Raw genomic sequence first — 24692 nt, 5'->3', positions numbered from 1 at the left:
AGTCTCCCTTCAATTTCAAATTAATGTTTGAAATGACGAACGCCTGTGAACACCATAGCAATGCCATGAGCATTCGCTGCTGCAATCGACTCTTCATCTTTAACCGAGCCGCCTGGCTGAATAATTGCCGTAATGCCAGCTTTTGCAGCCAGCTCTACCGTATCGCCCATCGGGAAAAATGCGTCAGAAGCAAGCACAGCGCCCTTCGCTTTCTCTCCTGCCTGCTCAACCGCGATGCGAGCCGCGCCAACACGGTTCATTTGCCCTGCGCCAACGCCAACCGTCATATCGTCCTTCGCCAGCAAAATCGCATTCGATTTTACATGCTTGACAACCTTCCAGCCAAACAGCAGCTGCTTCAATTCTTCTTCAGTCGGCTTGCGATCAGTAACAACCTGCAGGTCCTCTACATTAAGGTTGTGAACATCACTTTCTTGTACTAGCATGCCGCCATCAACGGAAGTAACCAGCCATTCTGAATTGCGCTCTTCCGCCGCTTTAAATTCACCAAGCTTCAGCAAGCGAATATTTTTCTTCTTCGTCAAAATTTCAAGCGCCTCTGGTGTAAAATCTGGCGCGATAATGATCTCCAGGAAAATCGAGCCCATAAGCTCAGCCGTTTCAGCGCCAACTGTGCGATTGGCCGCCACGATGCCGCCGAAAATCGAGGTTGGATCTGCTTCATACGCCTTTTGATAAGCATGATGAATATCAGTGCCAATGCCAACGCCACAAGGGTTCATATGCTTAACCGCGACAACCGCAGGCTCCGTAAACTCCTTCAAAATCGCCAGCGCAGCATTAGCGTCATTGATGTTGTTGTAGGATAGCTCCTTGCCATGAAGCTGCTCGGCAGTTGTAATATTGCCGCTTGCAGCCAAAGGCTTTTTATAGAAGGCCGCTTTTTGATGCGGATTTTCACCATAGCGAAGATCCTGCACCTTTTCATACGTAACAGTATATGTTTCTGGCAACGGATCGCCTTGTAGAGCAGACAAGTAATTGGAAATTAGCGAGTCATAAGCTGCAGTGTGACGGAACACCTTTGCCGCCAAGCGCTTGCGCGTTTCCAGCGTCGTATCGCCGTCTGCTTTAATTTCCTCGATAATGCCGCCGTAGTCAGCCGCATCAACCACAACCGTAACGAAAGCATGATTTTTCGCAGCTGAGCGCAGCATTGTAGGACCGCCAATATCAATATTTTCAATCGCATCCTCATACGTTACATCCGGCTTGGCGATTGTTTCCTTGAACGGGTACAAATTAACAACAACCAAGTCAATATAGTCCAGTCCAAGCTCCTGCATCGCTTTTTGATGCTCTTCACTGTCACGAACAGCAAGCAGGCCGCTATGGACAGCTGGATGCAACGTCTTCACACGTCCATCCAAAATTTCCGGGAAGCCTGTCACATCCGAAATCCCGATAACCGGAACCCCTTCCTTTTGCAGCAAATTAAACGTACCGCCAGTCGAAATAATTTCGACCCCTTGCTCAGCCAACGCTCTAGAAAACTCAACAATGCCTGTCTTATCCGAAACACTAATTAACGCTCTACGAATAGCCACCTTACGCCCTCCTAAAAACTTTTTGATAGTTCACTGAATGACTTCTTAGCAACAAAAAGTTACTACGAAAGCCTCTACTTATTTTTCATGGCTTACTTGCTGCTTCCTGGTACATAAAGCGTGCTTGATTTCTAACGAAGCTGACACACGCTATTGCCAGCGAATCGCTTCTTTTCAAAATGTAACGAATCTGTAGCACGCTAATTTGCAAATTTTAGCTCTAAACGCGCCAATTTAGGCAAATAACGTTATGGATATTCGTTATATCCTGTGCATTGCCATTACGTCAAAATAGCGTTATGGAGCTTCGTTAGAATGGCAGCAGATTTGCTCCCGCAGTTCTACTGCAGCTATACTGCAAAATCATCGCAGCTATTTTGCATCATCAACCGTCCTTATCGAGCTCGCTCTACTCTCAATCGTAACTCGTCTGCCATCAATCGAAACTTTATCCGCTGCGATCCAGCTAATCACTTGCGGATACAGCTCCTGCTCAACACGATGAATTCGTTCAGCCAAGCTATCTGCTGTGTCGTCAGGCAATATATCCAGCGCACGCTGGGCAATAATCGGACCGCTGTCGAGCCCACCATCTACAAAATGCACCGTAACGCCTGTTACCTTTACGCCGTAATCGAGCGCTTGATCGATTGCATTTACACCCGGAAAGCTTGGCAGCAGCGATGGATGAATGTTGATCATCCGTCCTGCAAACGGCTCTACCAGCACATGTGTAATAATGCGCATATATCCTGCGAGCACAACCAGTTCAACCTGCTTCTCCTGCAGCTTGGCAAGTATCTCCTGCTCATACGCCTCACGCGAAGCATAATCCTTGGGCTTGAATACAAATGCTTCAACGCCTGCACCTGCTGCACGCGCAACAACAGGGGCTTGAGGCTTGTCACAAACAAGAAGCTCGATGGTTACATCGAGCTTCCCTGCCTGCACCGCATCAACAATCGCTTGAAAATTCGAGCCATTGCCTGATGCGAATACAGCAACGCGCAATGCCATTACACTTCCGCTCCCGTAAACGTAACGATGCGATCGCCTTCTGTTACGGTACCGATGCGATATGCTTTCTCGCCAAGCTCATTCGCAATGCGAAGCGCCTCGTCGGCTTGCTCGGCAGGTACGATCACAACAAGTCCAATGCCCATATTAAATGTTGTGAACATATCGCGGTTAGAAATGCTTCCTTTTTGCTGCATCAAATTGAAAATTGGCAGGATCGGCCATGAACCGTATGCAATCTCAACATTAACGCCCTCAGGCAGCACGCGTGGAATATTTTCAATGAAGCCACCGCCAGTAATATGCGCCATTCCTTTTACATTTACTTGCTCAATCAGCTTCAATGCGGATTTAACATAAATTTTCGTCGGCTCCAGCAGCACGTCGCCTAGTTTGGCACCGTCAAGCTCAGCCAGCTCATCCTGCAAGGAGTAGCCTGCTTGCTCCAGCAATAGCTTGCGCACAAGCGAGAAGCCATTACTATGAATACCGCTTGATGCAAAGCCCAATACAGCATCGCCAGCAGCAATTGTTGAGCCGTCGATCATCTTCTTGCGGTCAACGATCCCTACCGTAAAGCCGGCAATGTCGTACTCCTCTTCAGAATACATGCCTGGCATCTCAGCAGTTTCGCCGCCGATCAAAGCACAGCCAGACTGCACGCAGCCCTCGGAAATACCAGCAACGATCGCTTCAATCTTCTCAGGAACGACCTTGCCGCAAGCTAAATAGTCCAGGAAAAACAGCGGCTCTGCACCTTGAACGATAATATCGTTTACGCACATCGCTACAGCGTCAATCCCGATCGTATCATGCTTGTCCATCGCAAAAGCAAGCTTAAGCTTTGTGCCAACGCCATCTGTGCCAGAAACCAAAACCGGCTCCTCATACTTATCCTTGTTCAAGCTGAACAAACCGCCGAACCCACCTAGATCAGCCATTACTTCTGGACGAAATGTACGTTTAACATGCTTCTTCATACGTTCTACTGCTTCATTACCCGCCGCAATATCAACGCCAGCTTTTTTGTACGCCTCTGACATTCATGTCAACTCCTAAAAATTTTTCGCGCCTCCTGCGATTCCTCTTGTAATGAGGAAACCTCGGAAGCTTTAGTTAATTTACTCCTATGAATCAACTATAAAAAAGAATAACTGCCTAGCTAACAACCCGCCGACTCCGCTATGAAGCAACCACATCGTCATCAAAGTCAGCGCTACGGAGCAAAGCATCCTCCAGTCGCTTTTTAAATCGTAATGCTCTTATTTAATTTTTTATGGTTGCATTACGATGTTAAAGGCGACACACTTCGTTTTTCAGCGCTACGGAGCATAGCATCCTCCAGTCGCTTTTTAAATCGTAATGCTCTTATTAATTTTTTATGGTTGCATTACGATGTTAAAGGCGACACACTTCGTTTTTCGGATGCTTTGCTCCTTCGCTGTAGCTTTTTTTGAGTGCAGAACCAAGAAGCTTGGACGCTAGTAGAAAGCGAGGAGCGCTAGCTGCGGCACTTACTACGTGAGCACCGGAATTTTCGCTAGCGTTCAAGATTCGACGTCGAGTAATCCCCAACGTAATACACCGTCATCAAAGTCGAGCTTTTTGAACTACTTCTTCCAATGAAAGTTCAAAATGTTCGGCTTTCAGGACCAAGAATATGGCACGATACTAGAAAGCGAGGAGCGCAGCGTAGGCACTTGCTACGTGAGCACCACAGCTTTCGGTAGCGTGACATATTCGCCGTCGAATAAGCTACAGAGAAGCCGCATCGTCATCAAAGTCGGACATTTTGAACTACCTCTCTTAGCAGCTGCAGCTTTTGTCTGACTCCTCGTTCACCACAGTCGGATAATCATTGTCGAAGCAAGCCATGCACATGCCATGCTTATACTTCCCTTCAAAGCCGCCTACTGCTTCCATAAAGCCTTGATCCGTCAGAAATGCGAGGGAGTCAGCGTTAATTTGCTGACGAATTTCCTCAACTGTACGACTTGAAGCAATAAGCTCCTTGCGGTCCGGTGTATCAATCCCGTAGTAACACGGATTTTTGAATGGAGGCGAAGTAATGCGCACATGCACCTCAGTCGCGCCTGCCTCACGCAGCAAATTAACGATGCGCAGCGAGGTTGTGCCGCGAACAATTGAATCATCAATCATAACGACGCGTTTGCCTTCGACTACCTTACGGACTGCCGAAAGCTTCATCTTAACTCCGCGCTCGCGAAGCTCCTGTGAAGGCTGGATAAAGGTACGACCTGTATATTTATTTTTTATAAGTCCTAGCTCATAAGGAATTCCTGTCTGCTCAGCATAGCCAATTGCTGCTGAAATACTGGAATCCGGTACGCCTGTTACGACATCGGCATCAACGAAGGATTCAACTGCCAATCGCTTGCCCATACGCTTGCGGGCAGCATGGATGTTGATTTCATTAATATCGCTGTCCGGGCGTGCAAAATAGATATATTCCATCGCGCAAATCGCGCGGCGAGATTCTCCTGCATCATAGCGATCATACTGGATGCCAGACTCATCAACAATAATCATTTCGCCAGGCTGTACATCGCGAATATATTCACCGCCAACCGTTTCAAATGCGCATGTTTCAGAGGCGAACAAATACCCATCGCCAATGGCAGCCATAGATAATGGTCGCAAGCCGTGCGGATCTGAAGCTACAATCAGCTTATCATTAGTCATTATTAAAAAGGCAAAGCCGCCAACGATACGACGAAGGGCATCGCGCGTTGCTTCAACAAAATCTTTGCTGGAGCGTGCGATTAGATGGGCAATAACCTCGGTATCACTGGACGTTTGGAAGATCGAGCCGCTGTCTTCCAGCTCCTTGCGGATTTCCGGCGCATTTACAATATTGCCGTTCGTTGCAATGGCAAGATCGCCGTCGCGGTATTTGAACACGAGCGGCTGAGCATTGGACAGCTTGCTTTCACCAGCAGTCGAGTAACGGACATGACCAATCGCGCGTTCACCCTTCAAGCGCTCAAGAATCGGCTGATTAAAAACCTCCTTAACCAGTCCCATCTCGCGATGATAGTTGAACTTGTTGCCATCGCTGGTGTCCACTGTACAAATGCCCGCGCTTTCCTCTCCGCGATGCTGAAGCGCATGCAGCCCAAAAAAGGTAACGGCAGCAGCGTCTTGATGTCCGAAGACACCAAACACGCCGCATTCCTCACGTAATTTATCAAAAATATCGTCTCGACCGATACCTTCGTTGTAATGATCTCCCGTCCAAAGCTGCAAGCCTTTTATTTCATTAGACATGGAATCGCATCCTTCCACACTCTCTCAAGTTTAGCAACTGGTGTGTTGATCGCTGCTTTTTGATTGATGTTAATCTCTAGGTCCTCTCCGCCAACTGTACCGATAACAGTAGCTTTTACACCGCGGTTTGCAAAATGAGCAAGCAGCTCCTCTGCTTTTTCAGGAGTTGCAGAAAGCAAAATGCGAGATTGGGATTCACTGAACAAATAATGATCTGCACGAAGCTCAGTAGCTGCCGAGACTTTCGCACCGATGCCGCCGCTAATGCAGGATTCTGCAAGCGCAGCTGCAATTCCGCCTTCAGACAAGTCATGCGCGGATGCAACCAGACCGCTTTGAATTGCAGATAGCAAGGACTGCTGCACATTTTTCTCGACTTCAAGATCAAGCATTGGCGGGCGACCAACAGGTGCCCCTTGTTTAATATATTGCAGCTCAGAGCCGCCGAACTCCGCTTTTGTCTCGCCCAGAAGGATAATGACATCTCCTTCTTGCTTAAAGCTTTGCGTTGTAATATGGTCAACATCATGCACGAGCCCAACCATGCCGATAACCGGAGTCGGGTAAATCGCGCCTTTTGCATTTTCATTGTACAAGCTGACATTACCACCGATTACCGGTGTTCCAAGCGCTACGCACGCTTCGCTAATGCCATCAGCAGACTTTTCGATCTGCCAGAACACTTCCGGCTTCTCAGGAGAGCCGAAGTTCAAGTTATCTGTAATTGCAAGCGGCTCAGCGCCAGAGCAAACGATGTTGCGCGCTGCTTCAGCAACTGCAATGCGTCCGCCCACAACAGGGTCCAAATAAACATAGCGGCTGTTGCAGTCTGTCGTCATCGCCAGCGCCTTGCGTGTACCGTCAACAAGCACAACTGCAGCATCAGAGCCTGGCTGTACCGCTGTTGCCGTACGAACCATATAGTCGTATTGGTTGTAAACCCATTCCTTGCTTGCCACAGTTGGCGATGCAAGAATTTCTGCTAATGTTCCGTTCAAATCTGTAATTTCAGCAAAGTCAGCCGCATTCACATCGGCAAATTCACCGTAATATGCTGGCTCCTTGGAAGGCTGGTTGTACACTGGACATTCGTCAACAAGCGCTTTAACCGGCATATCCGCAACTTGCTCGCCTTTATGGAACAAGCGCAAACGTCCATCGTCTGTAACTTTGCCGACCTTGACGCAAATAACGCCCCAACGGTCGAAAATTTCCTTCGCCTGTGCTTCATGCTGCGGCTCAACGACAAACAGCATGCGCTCCTGCGATTCGGAAAGCATCATTTCATAAGGTGTCATATCGCTTTCGCGCTGAGGAACTTCATCCAGGTAAAGCTCAAGGCCGTTGCCTGCTTTAGAAGCCATCTCCGCAGAGGAGCATGTAAGACCAGCCGCGCCCATATCCTGAATACCAAGCACGATGCCGGAATTGATCAGCTCAAGCGTTGCTTCCATAACAAGCTTCTCCATAAATGGATCTCCGACCTGAACCGCTGTTTTCTTCTCTTCAGACTCCTCAGATAGCTCAACAGATGCGAACGTTGCACCGTGAATACCGTCGCGGCCAGTCGCAGGGCCAACATAGAATACAGGGTTGCCAACGCCTTTTGCTACACCGCGCTGAATTTTATCATGATCAATAAGGCCGACGCACATTGCGTTAACAAGCGGGTTTCCTTCATAGCTTTCATCAAAATTAACCTCGCCGGCTACTGTCGGAATCCCGATACAGTTGCCGTAGCCAGCAATACCGCTTACTACATTTTCGAACAAATATTTAACGCGCTCATTTTCAAGACGTCCAAAACGAAGGCTGTTCAGCAATGCAACCGGACGTGCCCCCATCGAGAAAATGTCGCGAATAATGCCGCCCACACCAGTAGCCGCGCCTTGGTAAGGCTCAACTGCTGAAGGATGGTTATGAGATTCAATTTTGAATACAACCGCTTGGTTGTCGCCAATATCAACAATACCGGCACCTTCGCCTGGTCCCATCAATACTTTCGGTCCAGAGGTCGGGAACTTTTTCAAAATTGGCTTGGAGTTTTTGTAAGCACAATGCTCGGACCACATAACACTGAATACACCGATTTCAGTGTAGTTAGGCTTACGACCACCAAGGAAGCCACAGATTAGCTCATACTCATAATCTGATACGCCGAATTGCTGATAAATTTTTTGCTCCGCAATTTGTTCTGCGGTTGGCTCCTTAGCCGTTAATTGCTGTGCCATGTTGTTCCCTCCATGCATTCAAAATCGATGTAAACATGCGCTTGCCGTCCGCTGAGCCCAAAATCTCGCTAACTGCGCGCTCAGGGTGAGGCATCATGCCTACTACATTGCCTACTTTGTTGCTAATACCTGCAATATTATCTACAGAACCGTTAGGATTAGAATCTCCTGCATAACGGAAAATAATTTGATTGTTCGCTTGAAGCTCAGCCAGCGTTGCTTCATCACAGAAATAGTTGCCTTCTCCATGAGCGATAGGAATCGAAATCACTTCACCCTGCTCATAATCGCGCGTAAACGGGTTTTGATTGTTAACCACTTCAAGCGGCGATTGATGGCAGCGGAATTTCAAGCCGTTGTTGCGAATAAGCGCACCTGGCAGCAAATTAGCTTCGGTCAAAATTTGGAAGCCGTTGCAGATGCCCAAAATATATTTGCCTGCGTCTGCAGCCTTTTTAACCTCGTTCATCACATTGGCAAAGCGAGCAATTGCTCCGCAACGAAGATAGTCGCCGTATGAAAAGCCCCCTGGTACGAGAATGCAATCATAAGCTGACAGATCCGTAGCCGTATGCCACACATAGTCTACTTCTTGACCGATTGTTTGCTCTACAGCTTTGTAGCAATCAATATCACAGTTCGAGCCTGGAAATACAAGTACCGCAAACTTCATTTTATTAGTCCTCCAGTTCAAATCGGTAGTCTTCAACAACCGTATTAGCCAACAGCTTTTCGCACATTACTTTCAGGCGAGCTTCAGCCTCCGCACGATCGGTAGTATCAAGTTCAAGCTCTAGATATTTGCCGATGCGAACCTTGCCTACCTCATTAAACCCAAGCGAATGAAGACCGCCTTGCACCGCAACTCCTTGTGGATCTAGTACATTTTCTTTAATCGTTACGTAAACAGTTGCTTTCATAATAGCCAATAGCCTCCCAAGACTTTTTTAATTTATTCAACGCTCCGGAGCAAAGCATCCTACAGTCGCTTTTTAAATCGTAATGCTCTATTATTTGATTCTTTAAGGTTGCATTACGATGTTAAAGGCGACTCACTTCGTTTTTCGGATGCTTTGCTCCTCCGCTGGTGCTTTCTCCATCGAATACGCTACGAAGTGATCGCACGCAGTGTATTCAAAGTCGAGCTTTTTTAATGCCTCTTCGTAAGCTTTACAGCGCTCCGGAGCAAAGCATCCTCCAGTCGCTTTTTAAATCGTAATGCTATCTTATTTGAATTTTTTAAGGTTGCATTACGATGTTAAAGGCGACTCACTTCGTTTTTCGGATGCTTTGCTCCTCCGCTGGTGTACTTTTTGCAAGCAAGAGCAAGAAGCTTGGACGATACTAGAAGGCGCGGAGCGCAGCGTAGGTAAAAAGCTACGTGAGCACCTCCAATGTTTCCGTAGGAAACATACATCGGAAGCATAACCTTTCGCTAGCGTTCAAGATTCGCCGCCGAATCCGCTACAACGAAGTTACATCGTCATCAAAGTCGAGCTTTTTGAACTACCTCTTCCAATGAAAGTTCAAAAATTCGGCTTTCAGGACCAAGAAGCTTGGACGCTAGTAGAAAATGAGGAGCGCAGCGTAGAGCAGAGCTACGTGAGCACCGCAGTTTTCGCTAGCGTTCAAGATTCGCCGCCGAATCCGCTACAACGAAGTTACATCGTCATCAAAGTCGGATTTTTGAACTACCTCTTCCAATGAAAGTTCAAAAATTCGGCTTTCAGGACCAAGAAGCTTGGACGCTAGTAGAAAACGAGGAGCGCAGCGTAGAGCAGAGCTACGTGAGCACCGCAGTTTTCGCTAGCGTTCAAGATTCGCCGCCGAATCCGCTACAACGAAGTTACATCGTCATCAAAGTCGGATTTTTGAACTACCTTATTGCCTGTTAGTCGAGTATATATCCCCCGATACCGCTCAGTCGTCTCTTCAACAACCTGCTGCGGCAATGGTGCCGGCATGCTTTCGCGATCCCAATCCGATTGAAGCAAATAGGCGCGCACTGGCTCCTTATCCATACTGTCAATCTCAATATCGTAGGCGAATTTATCTTCTGCCCAGAAGCGAGAGGAATCTGGCGTGAAAATTTCATCGATCAAAATAATTTCACCATCAATAATGCCAAATTCAAATTTGCAGTCCGCCAAAATAATACCTTTTTCCAAACAATAGCGATGTGCAAAATTGTAAAGTGCAAGACTACGCTCGCGCAGCGTCTCCGCCAGCTCCTTGCCGATTCGTTTGCTCATTTCCGCAAATGAAATATCCTCATCATGCCCGATATCATTTTTGGCAGAAGGCGTAAAAATCGGCTCAGGCAGCTTCTCATTCTTGCGAAGGCCAGCAGGCAGCGGATCACCATTAATCGCCCCGGTTTTCTCATACTGTCTCCAACCACCGCCAGTAATATAGCCGCGTACAATACATTCCATGTCAATGCGCTCAGCCTTGCGAGTAACCGTAATACGATGCTTAAGCAGCTCAGGCTCCGTAATCACATCGCCCAGCTTATACACATCAGTGTGCACAACATGGTTGGCAATAATGTCCTCAGTCAGCCCAAACCAAAAAGCCGACAACGAATTCAGCACATTACCCTTATCAGGTACAGCCGGCTCAAGCACATAATCAAACGCCGAAATACGATCCGTAACCACAATCAGGAAATGCTCTCCCAGATCATACAGCTCACGAACCTTACCTTTATAAATCAGCGGCGCACGTACGTACTCAACAGCTGATGAGATCGCCATCACTTGCGTAGTCATGAACTTATTCCTCCTAAATAAAATATCATAGCCGTGAAGCAGAGCAACCAAGGCGCTCGCCCTTCACGACATCAAAGCAATACCAACAAAACACTCCACCGAATACCTCACACAATCGTGAAGCAGGCAACCAAGTTGCCGTCCTTCGCGACCCCACAGCGACACATACAAGAACTTCGCCGAACCTCCCACAACACGCGAAGCAGGCAACCAAGTTGCCGTCCTTCGCGACTCCGTAGCGATACATACAAGAACTTCGCCGAACCTCCCACACAACACGCGAAGCAGGAAACCTTGGTTGCCGTTCTTCGCGACTCCGAAGCGTCACACACAAGAACTTCGCCGAACCTCCCACAACACGCGAAGCGTCGCATACAAGACGCTTCCCCGAGCTACAATCACAGAAGCTTCGCGGGTAACGCATGCAAGACGCTTCCTCGAAGGTTCACGAGTCAGCACCAAGAGATTTGCGTGAAGCTAGCGAAGTGAGGAGCACAGCGTACGGGATTGGTACGTGAGCACCGGAACGAGCGATGAACGCAAAGCTCGCCGTCGAATACGCTACGAAGCATCACATCGTGATCACTCGTGAACAATCACAGAAGCTTCGCGGGTAACGCATGCAGGCTGCTCCATGAATTGCTCGGAGATTAAGACCAAGAGATTTGCGTGAAGCTAGCGAAGAGAGGAGCGCAGCGTACGCAATTGGTACGTGAGCACCGGAACGAGCGATGAACGCAAAGCTCGCCGCCGAATACGCTGCGTCAGCAAACGCATCGTATTAATCTTCGAGCAACCCGAGGCGGGTGAAAATCGTGTCCACGTGCTTTAAATGCCACCCCGGATTAAAGCAATCATCGATCTCCTCTGGCGAAAGCACCGACGTAATCTCCTCAGTTGCTTCAATAATGTCACGGAATTGCGTTTTCGTTTCCCATGCCTGCATCGCGCGCGGCTGCACTGTATCATAAGCCTGCTCGCGGCTGAAGCCTTTATCAATCAGCTTCGTCAATACGCGACCGGAGAAAGGCACACCGTACGTCGCTTGCATGTTGCGCTTCATATTTTCAGGGAATACCGTCAAGTTTTTAATAATGTTGCCAAGACGGTTCAACATATAGTTAAGCAGCATCGTCGCATCCGGAAGGATAACGCGCTCTGCGGAAGAATGTGAAATATCTCTTTCATGCCAAAGCGTTACATTTTCGTAAGCTGTCAGCATATGGCCGCGAATGACACGGGACAAGCCGGAAATATTTTCGCAGCCGATCGGGTTGCGCTTATGCGGCATAGCCGAAGAGCCCTTTTGACCTTTTGCAAATGGCTCCTCCACCTCGCGGAATTCGCTTTTTTGCAATGCGCGAATTTCTGTGGCGAATTTATCAAGCGAGGTTGCGATCAACGCAAGCGTCGCCACATATTCTGCATGGCGGTCACGCTGAAGGGTTTGCGTTGATATCGGAGCCGCTTTGATGCCCAGCTTCTGGCATACAAACTGCTCAACAAATGGATCAATATTCGCATACGTGCCGACCGCACCAGAAATTTTGCCATACTGAACGTTGTCTGCTGCATGCTCGAAACGCTCAAGATTGCGCTTCATTTCCTCGTACCATAGCGCCAGCTTCAAGCCGAAAGTCGTTGGCTCAGCGTGCACGCCGTGCGTACGGCCCATCATTGGTGTATCTTTATAACGAATCGCCTGTTCACGAACAATGTCGATGAAGTTGACAATATCCTTGTGCAAAATTTCATTAGCCTGGCGCAGCAAGTAGCCGTTAGCTGTATCCACGACATCGGTAGAAGTCAGACCATAGTGCACCCATTTGCGTTCCGGACCAACTGTTTCAGATACTGCGCGAGTAAATGCAATAACATCATGGCGTGTTTCCTGCTCGATTTCATAAATGCGCTCGATATTAAAGCTTGCATTGGCACGCAGCGCTTCAACATCCTCGCGTGGAATAACGCCTAGCTCGGACCAGGCCTCGCAAGCGTAAAGCTCAACCTCCAGCCATGCTTGAAACTTGTTTTGCTCCGTCCAGATTGCTCTCATTTCTGGTCTGCTGTAACGATCTAACATTCAAGAAACACCTTCCAACTCATTTTTTTATTTATTCCAGCTATTCCATTCATCCTGCCAAATGCCAGTGCCTTCAATCCATTGCATGGCAGCCTCGATGCTGGTAGCCAGTACATTAACATGTCCCATTTTGCGGTTGTGCACCGCATCTGCCTTGCCGTACAAATGAACCTTAGGCACTACGACCAGCTCAGCCGCCAACGGATCCTCAGCCGCCATACGCTCAAGCAAAGGCGCGACATGCTGTCCAAGCACATTAACCATAACGACCGGAGTCGTTAACGACGGATCGCCAAGCGGCAAATTGCACACCGCACGCACATGCTGCTCAAACTGCGAGGTGCGGCAAGCCTCCATTGTGTAATGCCCGCTATTATGTGGACGCGGCGCCAGCTCATTGACATAAAGTCGATCCCCATCAGCAACGAACATCTCAACAGCAATAAGACCGACAGCATCAAGCCCTTGGGCAATTTTCACTGCCAGCTGCTCAGCTTGCTCTCTTAGCTCCTGCGAAATTCGAGCCGGAACAATCGATAAATGCAAAATATTGCTCACATGAATATTTTCAGCCGCAGGGAACACTTTTATTTCACCTTGCGGACTGCGGGCAGCAATAACCGAAATTTCCTTCTTAAAGTGGATAAATTGCTCCAGCACAAGCTCGGTTTTCGCCTTGGAAAGCGTGACGAAGGCTTCTTCAAGCTCATCCGTGCTGCGAATAACCCATTGCCCTTTACCGTCATAGCCGCCAGTTGCCGTTTTCAGCACGCACGGCACACCAAACTGCTCGACTCCCTGCTGTAAATCCTCCAGCGTGGCAATTTCGCGATAAGGCGCTACCGGCACGCCAGCAGCCTCAATCGCCCGCTTTTCACGCAAGCGATGCTGTGTCGTGTATAGCAAATGATTGCCCTGCGGCACATAGGCTTCCTGCATCAGCATGCCCGCCACTTCCGCACTTACATTTTCAAATTCGTACGTAATGACATCCGAGCGCTGCGCCAGTTGACGAGCCGCTTCAGCATCACTGTATGCAGCAACGATTTGCTCGCTGACCTGCCCCATTGGCCCATGTTCAGTCGAGTCAAGCGTAACAAAGCGGTAGCCGAGCTCGCTGCCTGCATTTGCAAGCATGCGACCTAGCTGACCGCCGCCAAGTACGCCAATAGTGGCACCAGGTAGTATCGTTTTTATGCTTTGACCATTACGGCTGCTCATAGCTCATCACTGCTTTCCAGCACCTCTTGCTTCACACGCTCGCGACGAGCTTCAACTCGTGCTTGAACCGCTGGGTCAAAGGCGCCTAGCATTTGAGCGGCCAACAAGCCTGCATTCGTTGCTCCTGCGTTGCCGATCGCAACCGTTGCAACCGGAATTCCGCCAGGCATTTGCACAATCGATAGCAAGGAGTCAAGACCATTCAAATTCGAGGATTTTACAGGCACGCCAATAACGGGCAGCGTCGTTTTAGCTGCAACCATACCTGGCAAATGAGCAGCACCACCTGCACCCGCAATAATGACCTTTATTCCTCGCTCTGCCGCTGTCTCCGCGTATTCAAACATCAAATCCGGAGTGCGATGCGCAGAAACAACCTTTTTCTCATACGGAATCTCCAGCTCATCCAAAATATCGCATGCCAGTTTCATGGTTGCCCAATCTGACTTGCTTCCCATGATTACGCCTACTTGTGCGGACATAAACACAATACCTACCTTCTATTTAGATGTAGTTTAAAAATGATGGCTTTGATGACGATGTTTCTCGTTGTAGCTTATTCGACGGCGAATATGTCACGCTAGCGAAAGGTTATGCTTCCGATGTATGTTTCCTGCGGAAACATTGGAGGTGCTCACGTAGCTTTTGCCTACGCTGCGCTCCTCGTTTTCTAACTAGCGTCCAAGCTTCTTGGTCCTGAAAGCCATCCTTTTTAAACTTCTTATTTTAATGATGTAGTTTAAAAAGCATGACTTTGATGACGATGTTTCTCTTTGAAGCTTATTCGACGGCGAATATGTCACGCTAGCGAAAGGTTATGCTTCCGATGTATGTTTCCTGCGGAAACATTGGAGGTGCTCACGTAGCTTTTTGCCGCAGCTAGCGCTCCTCGCTTTCTAGTATCGTGCCATCTTCTTGGTCCTGAAAGCCATCCTTTTTAAACTTTTTATTTTAATGATGTGGCTTAAATAAGACATAAAAAAGCCCACTAGCAATACATCTCTCTTCTTGCTACTGGACTTCGATGAAACTTGCGCGTTACGAAGCTCGCCAGTTTCTACTAATAACTTGATCGAAGAGTTAGTAACGTCAGGAACAACCTTCAGATCAGCAAGCAGCCTATAAAATTGCTTGCTGCCGGGCGTATCCTTCTTCAATCTTATACGAAGCTCGTAGTCCAGAAAGTTTCGGTTCCGGGTAGAAACGTTTGAGCCATTCCCTCAAACATATACGAGATAAACCTATGCAGTTTTCAACAACAACTATAGTTTATCGAATGTATTAGGCACTGTCAACAAAATACGAACATTCACAATCTTTTATTTCTGATAGTTCGTTTTTCTAACATTCATTTCTCGATTTACAGCCATTTTCCATTCTTTTATCTTGCTTAAACCTTAAAAACTGACATCATACGTCACGTCTACTACGAATAATTGCAGAAGACTGCAAACTTTATGCAAATCATTAATATGGACAAATATGCGGGAATATATATTAGCATATCGTGTGCTCGTTTGAAGGAAAGGCTTTGTTTAGAAATATGAAAAGTTAAAGGAGGGCTGCACGATGCAAATTCATACGGTAAAGCGCAATGATTCGCTGTGGAATCTTGCACAGCAATACGGCGTCCCGCTCCAGCATATTATTGATGTCAACGCAATAGCAGAAAATGACAGCTTAGTAGTAGGGCAAGCCTTGATCATCCCTTCTCCACCCGGCAATCGAACCCACAAGGTCGCGCGCGGCGAATCGCTTTGGTCAATTGCCCGCCAGTATGGCCTGAGCTTGCAGGAGGTCGCTGCTGCCAACCAATTAACGAACCCCGCTTTAATCAGTCCAGGGCAAATTATTATTATTCCTCAGCCTACCCTGATGACGATTGAGGTCAATGGCTACATGGAGCGGATGGACGAACAGGCCGCCGCGGAAATTACTCAGCACAGCGATGAGCTGACCTATGTTACCTTATTCAGCTACAAAATTCAGACAGACGGAACACTTGTCGAGCTTGATGATCAACAGCTGCGCGATGCAGCACTCGCCAATCGCGTCGCCCCGATGATGGCAATCACCAATATTTCGGAAGAAGGCTTTTCCAGTGAGCTGATTCATGAAGTGCTCAACAACCAGCAATCGTATACGCATTTAATTACGACGGTATCGAATACGATGCAGGATCGCGGCTTTAAAGCACTTAATATCGATTTTGAATACGTGCTGCCGGAGGATCGCGAGCTGTACAACTCCTTTTTGCGTGATATTACGCGTCATCTCCACCAATTTGGCTGGCTTGTATCGACTGCTGTTGCTCCAAAATATAGCGCTGATCAGGAAGGCCTGCTCTATGAAGCGCATGATTATCGTGCGCATGGAGAAATTGTTGATTTCGTCATTTTGATGACCTATGAGTGGGGCTGGACTGGCGGACCGCCGCGTGCTGTTGCTCCGTTAAATGAAGTATCCAAGGTCATTAACTACGCCTTGACGAAAATTCCTGCGCAGAAGATTATGATGGGAATGCCGCTGTACGGCTACCATTGGACGCTTCCCTATGTGCAAGGGGAGTCTCGTGCCACAGCGCTGAGCACAGAAGCGGCGATCAGGCTGGCCAGAGAACGAAATGCCGCGATTGAATACGACAATACCGCACAATCGCCGCATTTTACCTTCTATGATGAGGAGCGCAAGCAGCATATCGTTTGGTTTGAGGATGCGCGCAGTTTGCAAGCCAAGTTCAACCTCGTCAAGCAGCATGGCCTGCGCGGCGTTAGCTACTGGAAGCTGGGCATTGAAGCCAATACAAACTGGTATTTGCTGAGCGAGAACTTCTCAGTGAAGAAGCTGCTGTAGCTTTACATCTGGAACATTTCCCCAATTAAGCACGTCAATTAATTTAGAGCTTGATAGGGGAGGTAATTAAATGAAGCTGAAACTACTTATGCTTTGTGCAATGTTGTTGCTAGCTGCGGCGGGCTGCAGCAATAAAACATCTCAGCTAGAAACGTTTATTAGCAGTATCGAGCAAGGAAATCTGATCGTTGAATGTTATCCAAGAAAGGAATCCGGCAATAGTATCGGTACTGCGTGCAAAGTCATCGTTAGCGACGATACTCTTTATGAAGACCGCTCAGGAAATCCATTAATGTTTGAAGATTTTAAAATCGGCGACGATGTAAAGTTGTATTTCAAATCGCCCCTGTCACTCGAAAAATCTAATTCTACATACCACGTTAGTAAAATTGTTTTACTAAACGAATAAGCGATGTCAGGGCGTATCTGAAAACCCGCTCACTAGGATGCTTAAACCGGGATACTAAAAAAAGAAACCGTCTCCTCACAGATGGCAGGCTGTCACCTCCATGCAACGAGAAACGGTTTCCTTCTATTTATATCATGAAATTACTTTGAATCAGCTTTTACTTGTCTACCCACTCCGTCACCTCTTGCACCGAGCGGCGACTTGGCGCATTTGGCGTAATATCAGGATAGCCAACATAGATGAAGCCAACAAGCTGCTCATCTTCCCGCAGCTTGAACTGCTGATGCATCGCCTCATGATACAGCGGCGCGCCAGAGCGCCAAATAGCACCCAAGCCAAGCGCATGAGCAGCCAGCAGCACGTTTTGCACAGCAGCATGTGTGGCCGCTACTTCCTCTGCCAGCACTGCGCGCGGATCATCCGACGGCGAACAAATGGCCGCAATGACGACTGGAGCACGAAACGCCTTTTTAACTTCCTTTTCACGCTTTTCTACGTCTTGGTCGCCAGTGGTCGCGCTATAAACATTAGCGTAGCCCTCGCCCAGCAAGCGGCGGCCCTCTCCAGTCATTACAACGAATTTCCAAGGCTGAGTGTTATGATGACTCGGCGCCCAAGTAGCCGCCTCCAGCAGTTGTTCGATCAGCTCGCGTGGAACCTCTTCACCTTTAACGCGTCCAATCGTTCTGCGTTCGCGCAGCGCGCCAAGCAGCTGCTCGGCGCTTGTTACGGATTCATTTGCCATGTTCGTTCCTCTTCCCATTTTTTTGGAATTGATCAAACTAATCGTTTCTTCTGTGCTGTCATTTATTTTTCGAACAGCTTCAAATATTGCCCGTAGCCTCGCTCCTCCAGCTTATCCTTTGGAATAAACTCAAGTGCAGCCGAGTTAATACAATAGCGCAAGCCTGTCGGCTGCGGTCCATCCTCAAATACATGGCCCAAATGCGAATCGCCATACTTGGAGCGCACCTCAGTCCGAATCATGCCATGAGTTGTATCCATTTCTTCGGTGACATGATCATCCTCAAGCGGCTTAGTAAAGCTAGGCCAGCCGCAATGCGCATCAAATTTGTCCTTTGAGCTGAACAGCGGTTCTCCTGAAACGATATCGACGTAAATGCCTTCCTCTTTGTGATCCCAGAACTCATTGCGAAAAGGCGGCTCTGTCGCATTGCGCTGCGTGACCTCATACTGCATTGGCGTCAAGCGGGCCTTTAGCTCCGCATCATTCTTTTTGACCGTCCAGTGCTGCTTAATGAACGCATCTCGGCCCGAGCCCTTACGATACATTTTATAGCGGAACGGATTTTTCAGATGATAGTCCTGGTGATAGTCCTCAGCCGGGTAAAAGGTTGCGGCAGGAACAATTTCGGTTACAATCGGCTTGTCGAAGACGCCGCTTTCCGCAAGCTTTTGCTTGGATAGCTCAGCCGCCTTCCGCTGCTCCTCGGAATGGTAAAAAATGAAGGTGCGATAGGAATGTCCCCGATCATGAAATTGGCCCCCAGCATCTGTCGGATCAATTTGCTTCCAATATTTATCGAGCAGCTGCTCATAGCTGATGATGGAAGGATCAAACTCTATTTGTACAGCCTCTACGTGGCCTGTCGTATCCGAGCATACCTCTTCATAGGTCGGATTAGGCTTATGTCCTCCTGTATAGCCTGAGGTTACCGCAATGACCCCATCCATACGATCAAACGGTGTAACCATGCACCAAAAGCAGCCGCCTGCAAACGTTGCTAATTCAGTCAATTGTATTCCCTCCCTTACGATTCACTACAATTTCTATTATACATGACAGTCCAATCCAACACCAAAATGTTACAATCACGAAACAGCACAAACTTTTTGGCGAAATTTGCGTCTAATACTCTAGAGGTGAAAACATTGTCAGACATGCAAGTAGAATTATCCAACCAGTCCAGTCAGCCAGTTTCAGAAAAGCGCCAGCAGCGTACGAAAAAGCGGCGCACCAAGTTGATCATCCTGAATTTCATTATGCTATGGCTATTATTAATCGTAGGTGGCTTATATGGAGCCTATACATATATGAACAAGGTGGAAGAACGGCTTACTACCCAAATGAGACAGGAAACGGAGCAAAAGCTTAAGGAGCTGGACAGCAGCTACGAAACACGAATTAATGAGCTGGACAGCAGCTATCAGGAAAAAGTTGCAGCTTTAGGCGAGCAAATCGACGAATTGAACCAGCTGCTAACCTTCGTCAAGGACAACAGCAGCGACAAAAACGATGATAGCAATCAGCTGTACTCGCAAATTAACGAAATTAAATCGCAGTTGCAGAAGCTGCAAAAAAGTATGGAGCTGCTTAAGTGATGAACAGCATTCAGTTTCTTAATCGCCTGATGCTGCTTGTCATTGCCCCGTTTATCGGCATCCTTATTGCGGTAATGCTTATCGTGAACAAGGAACCGCCAGTGATAGAGCCAGTGGAGGCGCCAAAGCTGGTTGAGGTGGAGCAAGCTCATGAGAAAATCGCTGCTGCTTTAACAACGAGTACTGAGCTGGCAAAAACAGCGAGTGAAAATATCGAAAGCAGCTACACCGTCTATAATGAAACAACCGAGCTGGTAAGCTCGTTGCTGCCTGTTATTAAAAAGGCGCTAGAATATCCATATGCCATTTACGACAAAAAAATTAGCGGCAAGCTCGGAACACCATCCTCAACGATCAACAGCAGCAAGCTGAGAGCACAGCTATATTATAAAAGCTATGAGAATTTTAAAGGCTATCTCGTCAAAATTAAATTAAAGGATAGCTCGGCAGTTGATATGGTGCTTGGCGGGGATGAGCCTGGCGATGCCATGACTACGCTGCAGGCAGCTAAAGCCTATGGCGCAGCTGTCGCCGTAAATGCTGGCGGCTTTGCCGATTCAGGCTCGAAGCGTTATCCGCTTGGAACGACGATCATTGACAGCGAATATGTTAATGGCTTTCAGCCTAGCAAAAATGATTTGTTTTTTGCCGGGTTCAACAGTCAAAATGAATTGATCGGCGGCAAATTTACAGACAAGGAAAAATTGGACAAGCTTAAGCCGCGGTTTGGTGCAAGCTTCGTACCGATCCTGATTCAAAACGGTAAAAAGCAAACGATCCCGAGCAAATGGCAAACGTCGCCGAGCCGTGCACCGCGCGTCGTGCTTGCCAACTACAAGGATGATCAGCTGCTGCTCTTTGTAACGGACGGCTATAACACGAACGATAGCGCTGGAGCTACATTAGCAGAAATGCAGGATCTGCTGCAGCAATTCGGTGTCGTCTCGGCCTACAATATGGATGGCGGGGGCTCTGCCTCACTCATATTTAATGGCAGCATCATTAACTCGCCTTCAGATGGACAGCTTCGCAAGCTGCCAACGCATTTATTATTTTTCAAATAAAGACGAAGAAAAAAACAGCGATGAGACTCAAGCCAAGCACTTGAGCTTCATCGCTGTTTTTAATAGCGCCATATCCTGTTCGTACTCCAGCAGCAGCCGCTCCGCATCTTGATGCGTGACAGCTGCAAAGCGCAAGGAATCGCCTGGCTTTAGCTGCCCGAACACCGGGATATCGACGGTCGCTACAATCGCTATTTTCGGATATCCACCCGTTGTTTGCCGATCAGAAAGCAGCACAATTGGCTGTCCATTGGCTGGCAGTTGAATAAGCCCCTGCACAGTGCCCTCCGAAATCAACTCGGCTCTATCGTGCAGCTCTAGCTGTTCTCCCTGCAGACGATAACCCATGCGGTCAGACTGCACATCGACGCGCCAGATGCTGCTGTTCCATTTCCGCTTGCTATCCGCTGTGAGCAGCTCGTAATCGGGACCAGGAATGTAGCGGATCGTTGCAGTCTCTTCAAGTGCAACAGCAAAATGCTGAGCATTAAAGGATAGCCCGCTTTCATCCTTCAGCCTTTTCCATAGCTTGGCGCAGCTAGAATGCACATCAAAGCTCTTTGACTGGAGCACATCTCCACTGCGCAGCACTCTCCCGTTATAGCCGCCAAGCTGTCCTCGCATGTTGGTGCTATAGCTGCCGAGCACCTTGCGCAGTTCAAAGCCTCCGGCAATGGCAACATAGACGCGGCAACCGCTTTTGTACTGGGCAAATGTTAGCGTAGAGCCTTTGCTGACAAGCACGGGCTGCCACATAGGTACAGCGGCATTGTTCATGTAGGGAGTCATATTGCCGCCGCAAATCGCAATCATATGATCATCTGTGAATAACAGCGTTGCTCCTGCCAATGTCAGCTCAAGCACTGCCGCCCCCTCGTCATTACCGACCAGCAGATTGGCAACACGCGCCGAGCCTTCATCCATTGCACCGTTGACGTTAACGCCATATTTCTGATAGCCGTATCGCCCTCTATCCTGAATCGAAGCCATCATGCCCGGCTTGATCACTTCAATCGCCATTTTCACCCTCCTCAAACTTTTCGCTGTTTCATTGGATTGCGTCCATTTGCGCCTTATGTCCAATGCAGATCGCCAATTCTGGAGAACTGCTCATGCGAGATTGGGATAAATTTGATCCGATCACCAGCCTGAATTAAGCTCGGCACCTCATATTCGGGATGAAACAGCTTAAGCGGCGTTCGCCCGATAATTCTCCAGCCGCCTGGCGTGCGTATCGGGTATATGCCAGTCTGTTCTCCGGCAATGCCAACACTTCCCGCTTCAATTGCTGCACGAGGTATCGCCTTGCGAGGCATCGCAATCGCCGGGTCCATTCCACCCAAATAAGGAAAGCCTGGTGCAAAGCCAAGCATATGAACAAGATACGTCCTGCCGCTATGAATGCGAATCACTTCGTCGACACTTAGCTCATTATAGCGAGCCACTTCAGCCAGATCGGGGCCATACGTTCCTCCATAGCACACTGGAATCTCAACAACGCGACCTTCATGCGGAGAAAAATTATCAGGCCTTGCAGCATGCTGCTCAATAACGAAAGCAAGCTGCTGCTTAAGCCGCTGTGAAGGCGATTGCTGCAGATCATGACTAGTTCTGATACTCTGCCAAATCACCATCGGCTCATAATGCACCATAATCGAGCAATAAGCGGGAACATACTCAACAACACCAAGCAGCTTGGCGCGCTCAAGCTCGGCAAGCAAACCAACCACCTGCTGATGAATTTGTTCATTAATTTCATTTCCCAGCGCAATCAAAATCGCCCTCTCGCCTAAAGCTTGCAACGAATAATTCACAACCAGACTCACCTCCAACTCGATAAGGATAAACATCATCTTCAGTAAGCATAAACTTCAACTTTTCAACCGAGGTTTAAAAACCGGGCTTTCAGGTCCAAGAAGCTTGGACGCTAGTAGAAAATGAGGAGCGCTAGCTGCGGCAAAAAGCTACGTGAGCACCTCCAATGTTTCCGCAGGAAACATACATCGGAAGCATTAACCTTTCGCTAGCGTTCAAGATTCGCCGCCGACTACGCTACAACGAAATCACATCGTCATCAAAGTCCGCTTTTTAAAACTTCCACCTTCCAATAAGAGTTTAAAAAGCGGGCTTTCAGGTCCAAGAAGCTTGGACGCTAGTAGAAAACGAGGAGCGCAGCGTAGGCCAAAAGCTACGTGAGCACCGCAGTTTTCGCTAGCGTTCAAGATTCGCCGCCGACTACGCTACAACGCCAATCATCGTCATCAAAGTCCGCTTTTTAAACTTCCACCTTCCAATAAAGGTTTAAAAAGCGGGCTTTCAGGTCCAAGAAGCTTGGACGCTAGTAGAAAATGAGGAGCGCAGCGTAGGCCAAAAGCTACGTGAGCACCGGAATTTTCGCGAGCGTTCAAGATTCGCCGTCGAATAAGCTACAACGCAATTACATCGTCATCAAAGTCCGCTTTTTAAACCTCCACTTCAAAGGTTGATGGATGAGAAATCTTTATCCCTGCACCCCCCAACGCCTCCGATAGCTGAATCACATGCTGCAATGCATCTGGTGAATCGCCATGAACGCAGATCGTATCAGCACGCATTTGGATGTCCTCTCCTGTGCGACTTTCGACTTTATGCTCCTTCACCATTCTGATCATGCGCTCGGAGGAATATTTCGATTGCACGATCATCGCCTGCTCATGCGAGCGCGGCGTTAGTGTGCCGTCCTTCTCATAGTTGCGATCAGCAAAAACTTCATTTAAAGTGCGCAGGCCAGCGCGTGCTCCTGCTTTTACGAGCTTGCTGTTGGACTGCCCGACGAGATAAATATCGGGATCGATACGAAATGCAGCTTCCGCAATGGCTTCAGCGATTGCCGTGCTTTCGTTAGCCATATGGTATAGTGCGCCATGCGGCTTTACATGCTGTAGTTTGCTGCCTTCAGCAACAGCAAATGCCTGCAGCGCGCCAACCTGATAGAGCACAAGCCCATATATTTCTTCGGCGCTAATATCCATTTTGCGTCTGCCGAAGCCATGCTTGTCCGGCAAACTGGGATGTGCGCCAATCGCTACATTATAATTTAAAGCAAGCTTTACAGTTTTACGCATCGTTAACGGATCGCCTGCATGAAAGCCGCAAGCAATATTTGCAGAAGTAATATATTTCATAAGTTCTTCGTCTTGACCAAATGAATAAATGCCAAAGCTTTCGCCCATATCACAATTCAAATCAACTCTATACATCGTTACACCCCTTATGCTATATTGAAACTGACCTTCAATATTACCTAAATTGTACCTGTTGCAGCAGACAGATTGCAATTCAAACGATAATATTGATGGCAATTGGAAATAATGAATATTGTTGTTTACAAATTAGATGCAAAAGGAAGGGAAGATTTACAATGCCAATTGAAGCATACTTGGTTTTTGATGGCAATTGCCGCGAAGCTGTTTTGTTTTATAAGGAAGTATTCAACACGCATGAACCCAAGTTTATGACATTTGGAGATTCTCCTGACGGACCGGAGCATATGCAGCTGCCAGAAATGAAGGATTTAATTATGCACACGCGTCTCGTTATTAATGGCACCACTGTTATGTTTTCCGACAACTTCCCTGGTATGGAATTTACAGTTGGCAACAACATTACACTCGCTTACGTAAGTGATGACGCTGAGGAATTAAAAGCTGTTTACAGCAAGCTTAAAGAAGGCGGCAGAGTCGATATGGAGCTGCAGGAAACATTTTGGAGCAAGCTATATGGACAAGTCACAGACCGCTTCGGCATACAATGGCAATTGAACTACGGCGACGGAAACGTAGAAATGTAAAACTCACTAATAAAG

The 24692-nt window shown here is 48.0% G+C and carries 22 protein-coding genes and 1 riboswitch; of the genes, 6 read left to right on the top strand and 16 right to left on the bottom strand.

Translation table 11 applies throughout. The annotated features are described in order from the left end of the window. Window positions 1-20 precede the first annotated feature (20 nt). From purH to purS, 7 genes are all read right to left on the bottom strand, one after another. Window positions 21-1568, bottom strand: a complete 1548-nt coding sequence (gene purH / locus KJS52_RS22960; RefSeq protein ID WP_213519634.1) for a bifunctional phosphoribosylaminoimidazolecarboxamide formyltransferase/IMP cyclohydrolase — start codon at window positions 1566-1568, stop codon at window positions 21-23. A gap of 372 nt (window positions 1569-1940) precedes the next feature. Continuing rightward, window positions 1941-2585 (bottom strand): phosphoribosylglycinamide formyltransferase, encoded by a 645-nt coding sequence (purN, locus tag KJS52_RS22955; RefSeq protein WP_213519633.1) that lies wholly within the window; start codon window positions 2583-2585, stop codon window positions 1941-1943. Next, the gene (gene purM, locus KJS52_RS22950; protein WP_213519632.1) at window positions 2585-3628 is read right to left on the bottom strand and encodes a phosphoribosylformylglycinamidine cyclo-ligase; all 1044 of its coding nucleotides are present in this window, start codon (window positions 3626-3628) and stop codon (window positions 2585-2587) included. Before purM ends, purN begins: the two co-directional genes overlap by 1 nt. A 763-nt stretch (window positions 3629-4391) precedes the next feature. Further along, the gene (purF, locus tag KJS52_RS22945) at window positions 4392-5873 is read right to left on the bottom strand and encodes an amidophosphoribosyltransferase (protein WP_213519631.1); all 1482 of its coding nucleotides are present in this window, start codon (window positions 5871-5873) and stop codon (window positions 4392-4394) included. Further along, a complete protein-coding gene (gene purL, locus KJS52_RS22940) occupies window positions 5858-8104 on the bottom strand; it encodes a phosphoribosylformylglycinamidine synthase subunit PurL (protein WP_213519630.1) in 2247 nt (748 codons plus the stop codon). The genes purF and purL overlap by 16 nt, the downstream gene beginning before the upstream one ends. Further along, complete coding sequence (gene purQ / locus KJS52_RS22935) at window positions 8082-8777, bottom strand: phosphoribosylformylglycinamidine synthase subunit PurQ (RefSeq protein ID WP_213519629.1); 696 nt, start codon at window positions 8775-8777, stop codon at window positions 8082-8084. Before purQ ends, purL begins: the two co-directional genes overlap by 23 nt. A 4-nt stretch (window positions 8778-8781) precedes the next feature. Further along, a complete protein-coding gene (purS, locus tag KJS52_RS22930; protein ID WP_213519665.1) occupies window positions 8782-9027 on the bottom strand; it encodes a phosphoribosylformylglycinamidine synthase subunit PurS in 246 nt (81 codons plus the stop codon). 595 nt (window positions 9028-9622) lie between these two features. On the opposite strand from purS, the gene KJS52_RS22925 reads away from it, so the two are divergent. Next, the gene (locus KJS52_RS22925; RefSeq protein WP_213519628.1) at window positions 9623-9811 is read left to right on the top strand and encodes a hypothetical protein; all 189 of its coding nucleotides are present in this window, start codon (window positions 9623-9625) and stop codon (window positions 9809-9811) included. Window positions 9812-9939: 128 nt separating this feature from the next. On the opposite strand, the gene KJS52_RS22920 is transcribed toward KJS52_RS22925, so the two are convergent. The 4 genes from KJS52_RS22920 to purE form a co-directional block, all read right to left on the bottom strand. Beyond that, the gene (locus KJS52_RS22920; RefSeq protein WP_213519627.1) at window positions 9940-10875 is read right to left on the bottom strand and encodes a phosphoribosylaminoimidazolesuccinocarboxamide synthase; all 936 of its coding nucleotides are present in this window, start codon (window positions 10873-10875) and stop codon (window positions 9940-9942) included. A gap of 781 nt (window positions 10876-11656) precedes the next feature. After that, the gene (gene purB / locus KJS52_RS22915; RefSeq protein ID WP_213519626.1) at window positions 11657-12958 is read right to left on the bottom strand and encodes an adenylosuccinate lyase; all 1302 of its coding nucleotides are present in this window, start codon (window positions 12956-12958) and stop codon (window positions 11657-11659) included. A gap of 27 nt (window positions 12959-12985) precedes the next feature. Next, complete coding sequence (gene purK / locus KJS52_RS22910; RefSeq protein ID WP_213519625.1) at window positions 12986-14179, bottom strand: 5-(carboxyamino)imidazole ribonucleotide synthase; 1194 nt, start codon at window positions 14177-14179, stop codon at window positions 12986-12988. Further along, window positions 14176-14661, bottom strand: a complete 486-nt coding sequence (gene purE, locus KJS52_RS22905; protein ID WP_213519624.1) for a 5-(carboxyamino)imidazole ribonucleotide mutase — start codon at window positions 14659-14661, stop codon at window positions 14176-14178. The genes purK and purE overlap by 4 nt, the downstream gene beginning before the upstream one ends. A gap of 671 nt (window positions 14662-15332) precedes the next feature. Continuing rightward, window positions 15333-15433: riboswitch (purine riboswitch) on the bottom strand. Between the two features lie 315 nt (window positions 15434-15748). Here purE and KJS52_RS22900 point away from each other — a divergent pair. Together KJS52_RS22900 and KJS52_RS22895 are read left to right on the top strand one after the other, a co-directional pair. Continuing rightward, the gene (locus KJS52_RS22900) at window positions 15749-17032 is read left to right on the top strand and encodes a glycoside hydrolase family 18 protein (protein ID WP_213519623.1); all 1284 of its coding nucleotides are present in this window, start codon (window positions 15749-15751) and stop codon (window positions 17030-17032) included. Window positions 17033-17102: 70 nt separating this feature from the next. Continuing rightward, window positions 17103-17441, top strand: coding sequence for a hypothetical protein (locus tag KJS52_RS22895; protein WP_213519622.1), 339 nt, complete (start codon window positions 17103-17105; stop codon window positions 17439-17441). A gap of 157 nt (window positions 17442-17598) precedes the next feature. On the opposite strand, the gene KJS52_RS22890 is transcribed toward KJS52_RS22895, so the two are convergent. Both KJS52_RS22890 and msrB read right to left on the bottom strand, forming a co-directional pair. Continuing rightward, on the bottom strand, window positions 17599-18186 hold the full coding sequence (locus KJS52_RS22890) for a nitroreductase family protein (RefSeq protein WP_213519621.1): 588 nt from the start codon (window positions 18184-18186) through the stop codon (window positions 17599-17601). A gap of 62 nt (window positions 18187-18248) precedes the next feature. After that, a complete protein-coding gene (msrB, locus tag KJS52_RS22885; protein ID WP_281425684.1) occupies window positions 18249-19199 on the bottom strand; it encodes a peptide-methionine (R)-S-oxide reductase MsrB in 951 nt (316 codons plus the stop codon). Between the two features lie 135 nt (window positions 19200-19334). Here msrB and KJS52_RS22880 point away from each other — a divergent pair, with 135 nt between their 5' ends. Together KJS52_RS22880 and KJS52_RS22875 are read left to right on the top strand one after the other, a co-directional pair. Further along, on the top strand, window positions 19335-19784 hold the full coding sequence (locus tag KJS52_RS22880; RefSeq protein WP_213519620.1) for a hypothetical protein: 450 nt from the start codon (window positions 19335-19337) through the stop codon (window positions 19782-19784). Further along, a complete protein-coding gene (locus KJS52_RS22875) occupies window positions 19784-20848 on the top strand; it encodes a phosphodiester glycosidase family protein (protein WP_213519619.1) in 1065 nt (354 codons plus the stop codon). Before KJS52_RS22880 ends, KJS52_RS22875 begins: the two co-directional genes overlap by 1 nt. 27 nt (window positions 20849-20875) lie before the next feature. On the opposite strand, the gene KJS52_RS22870 is transcribed toward KJS52_RS22875, so the two are convergent. From KJS52_RS22870 to KJS52_RS22860, 3 genes are all read right to left on the bottom strand, one after another. Continuing rightward, window positions 20876-21868, bottom strand: a complete 993-nt coding sequence (locus tag KJS52_RS22870; protein WP_213519618.1) for a 5-oxoprolinase subunit C family protein — start codon at window positions 21866-21868, stop codon at window positions 20876-20878. Window positions 21869-21921: 53 nt separating this feature from the next. Continuing rightward, a complete protein-coding gene (pxpB, locus tag KJS52_RS22865; protein ID WP_246563884.1) occupies window positions 21922-22662 on the bottom strand; it encodes a 5-oxoprolinase subunit PxpB in 741 nt (246 codons plus the stop codon). A 648-nt stretch (window positions 22663-23310) separates the two neighbouring features. After that, complete coding sequence (locus KJS52_RS22860; RefSeq protein ID WP_213519616.1) at window positions 23311-24087, bottom strand: LamB/YcsF family protein; 777 nt, start codon at window positions 24085-24087, stop codon at window positions 23311-23313. Between the two features lie 161 nt (window positions 24088-24248). Between KJS52_RS22860 and KJS52_RS22855 the strand changes: the two genes are divergently transcribed. Continuing rightward, a complete protein-coding gene (locus KJS52_RS22855) occupies window positions 24249-24677 on the top strand; it encodes a VOC family protein (RefSeq protein ID WP_213519615.1) in 429 nt (142 codons plus the stop codon). Window positions 24678-24692: the final 15 nt, after the last annotated feature.

The organism is Paenibacillus montaniterrae, from assembly GCF_018403185.1.
GTDB lineage: Bacteria > Bacillota > Bacilli > Paenibacillales > Paenibacillaceae > Pristimantibacillus > Pristimantibacillus montaniterrae.
Note: the sequence above shows the minus strand (reverse complement) of the source record. Positions and strands in the feature narration are given on the sequence as shown.